This window comes from Actinosynnema sp., from assembly GCF_052038725.1.
Map to the genome: position 1 here is coordinate 1 of NZ_JBQGCX010000372.1, position 4,831 is coordinate 4,831.

The window sequence follows — 4,831 nt, forward strand, 5'->3', positions numbered from 1 at the left end:
GTCCGGGACGATCCAGGCCTCGCCGCGCACCACCGTCGCCAGCATCAGCGGCGCGCCGGTGGCCATCCGCAGCGCCCAGGGCGGGCGCACGATCGCCTGCCGGAAGACCGCCCCCCGCGCGCGCACCTCGGCCAGCAGCTCCGAAACCACGTCCACGCCCCCCGACCTTAGACGCTCGAACATCAACCGGAGCTCGTGAGCCATGGAAGCTCTCGCGCTTCCCGCCTTGACTGGTGCCATGTCCGACCAACCGATTCTTGTCACCGGGGCGACCGGGAAGTCCGGGAGCCGCGTCGTCCGCCAGTTGCGAGCCAGGGGCCTGCCGGTCCGCGCGGCGGCTCGCGGCGGCGAGCACGTCTTCGACTGGACCGACAGCGGCACCTGGGACGCCGCCCTCGAGGGCGCCCGGTCGGCCTACCTCGTCCAGCTGGACGGGACCAGGCTCGTCCGCCCGTTCGTCGAGCTGGCCGTCGAGCACGGCCTCCAGCGGATCGTGCTGGCCTCCGGTCGAGGCCTCGACGACCCCGGCTACGCCACCGACACCACCGGGATGCTCGACGGCCTGCTCGACAGCGAGGCCGCGGTCCGCGAGAGCGGCCTGGAGTGGACGATCCGCAGGCCGGGCTGGTTCGCCCAGAACTTCAGCGAGGGCTTCTTCGCCGACGCCGTCCGCGCGGGCGAGGTCAGGCTGCCCGCGGGTGACGGCGCGGCCAGCTTCGTCGACGCCGAGGACATCGCCGCGGTCGTGGTGGCCGCGCTGACCGAGGACGGCCACTCCGGCCAGGTCTACGAGGTGTCCGGCGGCGAGGCCGTGACCATGGCGCAGGCCGTCGCGACCATCTCCGAGGCCGCGGGCCGCGAGATCCGCTACGTCCCGCTGTCGGTCGACGACTTCATCGCCGAGCTGGTGGAGCAGGGCCTGTCCCGCGACGACGCCCAGGCGTACGCCGACGTGGTCGAGCCGATCCGCAAGGGCGCGGACGCCCACCTGTCCGACGGCGTGCAGCGCGCGCTCGGCAGGCCGCCGAGGACGTTCGCGGAGTTCGCCGAGTCCACCGCCGAGGAGGGCGGCTGGGCCGTCTGACCCGCGCGCCGGGCCGAGCGGACGACGCGGCCGATCCGTGGCCCAGGGCGAGGGGGAAACCGCTGCAGGCGGCCCTGTTGTCACCCCTTGTGGACGCCGAACCGCAGTTGGCAGGCACGCCGCCCTTGCGCGCCAACCGCCACGAGCCCACCAGCCCCGACCCGCCGACGTGGTCGAACACCGCGTCCACCCCGTCCGGGGGCACCGCGCGCACCGCGTCGTGGCGCCCGGCCGCCGCGGTGTCGATCACGGTGATCCCGGTCGCCAGCGCCGTCCCCGGCCACACCGGGGCAGGAGCCGGAAGCCCTCCTACCGGGACAGGGCCGTCCCGGCGGCCCGCTCGAACGCCGCGACCAGCCCTCGCCCGTCCCCCTCCCGCGCGGCCACCACGACGGTCGTCGGCTCCTCGCGCAGCGGCAGCACGGTCAGCTCCGGCGGCACCACCCGCCCGTGGTCGCGCGCCACCACCGCCAGCGCCTCACCTCCCGCGACGCAGTCCCACACGTCGTCCGGCGACTCCAGCTCCGGCCCCTCGGGCGCGCTCCCCCCACCGGGCCTCGGCTCCAGCCGCCAGTGGGCCGAGCACTCCGGGGTCGAGCCGGTGGTCGTGGGCAGCCGCTCGTCGCGGATGTCCGCCAGCGCCACCGACTCCCGCCCGGCGAGCCGGTGCCACCGGGGCAGCACGACCATGCGCGGCTCGTCGTACAGCCGGGTCACCCGCAGCCGCTCGGTGCGCAGCGGCATCCGCGCGACGACCGCGTCGACCCGCCCCTCCCGCAGCGCGGTCGCGGCGTCGTTCCACCCCAGGTGCACGCTGCGCACCGCCACGCCCGGCGCCCGCTCGCGCACCGACCGGACGGCCCCGGTCACCGACAGCCCCGGCGCGTACCCGACCACCAGCCGCTCCGGTCCCCCCGCGGCGCGGGCGGCGGCGACCGCCCCGTCCGCGACCCGCAGCAACCGCTCCGCGTGCGGCAGGAACGCCGCCCCCGCGCAGGTCGGCACCGCGCCGCGCGGCGTGCGCCGGAACAGCGCCACGCCCAGGCGCCGCTCCAACCCCCGGATCTGCCTGCTCAACGACGGCTGTCCCACCAGGCACTCCTCGGCCGCCCGCCCGAAGTGCCCGTGCCCGGCCACCGCGACGAAGTACCGGACCACCCGCAGGTCGAGGTCCACCGGGAACGGCGTGTCGCTGGGCACACCGCCACCCTAGCCGGCGGCCCCCGAGCACGTCCGATGCCTCCGGGGCATCGCGCCCGCCGCACCGGGCATTGGATCCGCGGGGGCGCGCGGCCGGACAGTCGGGGCCGGACGGGCACAACGAGGAGAGGAGCCACCGGTGACGAGCACGCTGGTGATCGGCGGGACCGGGTTGATGGGGTCGAGGGTGGTGCGGGCCCTGCTGGGCGCGGGGACCGTGACCGCGTTCACCCGCGACCCGGAATCGACACGGGCGCGGGCGCTGCGCGACCTGGGCGCGGGCGCGGCGAAGGGCGACCTGGACGAGCCGGGGACGCTGCGGGCCGCGCTGGAGGGCGTGGACCAGGTGTTCTGCAACACCGACCACTTCGGCGCGGGCGGGGTCCTGGCCGAGCACCGCCAGGGCGTCACCGCCCTGGAAGCGGCGCGGGAGGCGGGGGTGGCGCGCTTCATCTGGTCCTCTTTGGACGGTGTGTCGGCGCTGACCGGCGGCCGGGTCCGGATGTCCCACTACGACGCGAAAGCCGGGGTGGCCGCGCACGTCCACACCCACCGGGCGGACGAGGCCGAGCGCGGCGAGGAGGGCTGGCACACCCGCAGCACCTCGATCCTCACCACCGCCCCGTACTACGAGAACTTCCCGGTCAGCCTGCCCCCGGAGCGCACCACCCTGCCGGACGGCCGCACCGGCGCGCTGTTCCGCGTCCCCCTCGGCGAGCGGGGCCGCTACCCGCTGATCGCGCTGGACGACATCGCGTGGTTCGCGGCCAGGATGTTCGAGGACTGGCACGGCTGGGGCGCCCGCGACCTGGCCGTGGTGGCCGACAGCCCCACCGGCGCGCAGATCGCGGCGACCTTCGAGCGCGTCACCGGCATCCCCAGCGCCTACCTGCCCGTCCCGCTGGAGGCCGTGCGGGCGAACGGGGGCCACGACTTCGCGTCGATGTTCGAGTTCTTCCAGACCAGGGACGTCGCCGACCTCGACCGCGACCTCCCCGCCCTGCGCCGCCTGCACCCCGGCCTGATGACGTTCGAGGACTGGCTGCGCGCCACGGGCTGGACCGGCGAGGCGGCCTGACCGGGCACGCAGGCCGCCACAGGCCGCCGCCACCGGCGGCCTGCGGAGGAGCGCGAGGCCCACCGCGGACGCCGGCGCGTGCTCGTCGCTCGGCGTGGCCAGGCGCACGGAGCAGGTCGCGCCCCCGGTCACCTCGAGCGTCCTCGGGCCGCCGTGCCCACGGGCCTCACCCGGCTCCACGGCCGCCTCCTCGGTGAACGGCAGGGACGTCACGGGGGTGGCGTTCGCGGGGAGCGGCGCGCCTGCCTGCGCGGTCCCCGTGGTCAGGGCCGTGAGCAGGGACGATGCCACCGGGCGCGGGGCAGCCGATCACCGCGGGGCCGCACCGATGTCGCAGCGCGTCCGGGTGACCCGGCAGCCCCGCTGAAACCCCTTGCGCGGCAACGGGAAGCGCCCCCGCCCGGCGGCCCGGAACGGCGCCCGCCCCCAGGCCCCGGACCGCCGCGCCGCGCGAGCCCAATCCACGGGTCGGAGCACCGCGCCAGGCTGGCTAGAGTGACGGCATGGCACTCGTGCTGAACTACGCCGCCCGCAGCGATCGCGGCCTGGTCCGCCAGAACAACGAGGACTCCCTGTACGCGGGTCCCCGCCTGCTGGCGGTCGCGGACGGCATGGGTGGGCACGCGGGGGGCGAGGTCGCCAGCAAGGCCGTGATCGGGGCGCTCGCCCCGCTCGACGACCACCGGCTCACCGGTGACCCGATCGAGCAGCTGCACGCCGCCGTCGAGTCGGGCAACTCGGCCATCAACGACCTGGTCGCGGCCAATCCCGCGCTCGCCTCGATGGGCACCACCCTGACCGCCGTGCTGTTCGGCGGGGAGTGGGTCGTGCTGCTCAACATCGGCGACTCGCGCACCTACCGGATGCGCGACGGCGCCCTCGACCAGATGACCAAGGACGACTGCTTCGTGCAGTCGCTGGTGGACGCCGGCTACATCACGCAGGAGGAGGCCGAGGTCCACCCGAAGCGCTCCATCGTGCTGCGCGTGCTGGTCGGCAACGACCAGGTCGAGCCGACCACGCACCTGCGCCGGGCGCGCGCGGGCGACCGGTTCCTGCTCTGCTCGGACGGCCTGTCGGACGTGGTGGACTTCGAGGCCATCGAGCGCGCCATGCGCGAGGGTGACGTCGTGACCTGCGCGGACACCCTGATCAGCCTGGCGCTCGCGGGCGGTGGCCCGGACAACGTGTCGGTGATCGTCGCCGACGTCGTCGACGACGACGTGCCGCCCGGCGTGACGCAGCCGGTGGAGGTGCAGCCGACCACGCCGATCCCGGCGCAGACCCAGCTCCTGCCGGTCCGCTCGCAGCTCCCGGTCGACGGCGAGCCCGGCCCGACGCAGGAGGTGCCGCTGCCCGGCCAGCAGGACGGGCCGGGGCCCACGCAGGTGCTGCGCGTGCCGAACCAGCCGGAGACCGCCGAGACCGGCGAGAAGGGCAAGAAGAAGCGCAAGGGCGAGAAGGCCGAC

5 protein-coding genes are annotated in these 4,831 nt (G+C 75.7%); 3 read left to right on the top strand and 2 right to left on the bottom strand.

Annotation, left to right across the window (positions count from 1 at the left end; translation table 11 throughout):
• On the bottom strand, positions 1–240 hold a 240-nt coding region (locus ACTUAL_RS07500), incomplete at its 3' end, for a cupin domain-containing protein (protein ID WP_440899724.1).
• On the opposite strand from ACTUAL_RS07500, the gene ACTUAL_RS07505 reads away from it, so the two are divergent.
• Positions 239–1,084, top strand: a complete 846-nt coding sequence (locus ACTUAL_RS07505; protein ID WP_440899725.1) for an NmrA family NAD(P)-binding protein — start codon at positions 239–241, stop codon at positions 1,082–1,084. The genes ACTUAL_RS07500 and ACTUAL_RS07505 overlap by 2 nt on opposite strands.
• Positions 1,085–1,393: 309 nt before the next feature.
• Here ACTUAL_RS07505 and ACTUAL_RS07510 read toward each other — a convergent pair whose 3' ends face one another.
• Positions 1,394–2,284, bottom strand: a complete 891-nt coding sequence (locus ACTUAL_RS07510; protein ID WP_440899726.1) for a LysR family transcriptional regulator — start codon at positions 2,282–2,284, stop codon at positions 1,394–1,396.
• A gap of 139 nt (positions 2,285–2,423) precedes the next feature.
• On the opposite strand from ACTUAL_RS07510, the gene ACTUAL_RS07515 reads away from it, so the two are divergent.
• Both ACTUAL_RS07515 and ACTUAL_RS07520 read left to right on the top strand, forming a co-directional pair.
• Entirely contained in the window at positions 2,424–3,362 is a 939-nt protein-coding gene (locus tag ACTUAL_RS07515; protein WP_440899727.1) for an NmrA family NAD(P)-binding protein, read from the top strand.
• Positions 3,363–3,865: 503 nt separating this feature from the next.
• Positions 3,866–4,831: PP2C family protein-serine/threonine phosphatase (locus ACTUAL_RS07520; RefSeq protein ID WP_440899728.1), on the top strand; the 966-nt coding region annotated here is incomplete at its 3' end.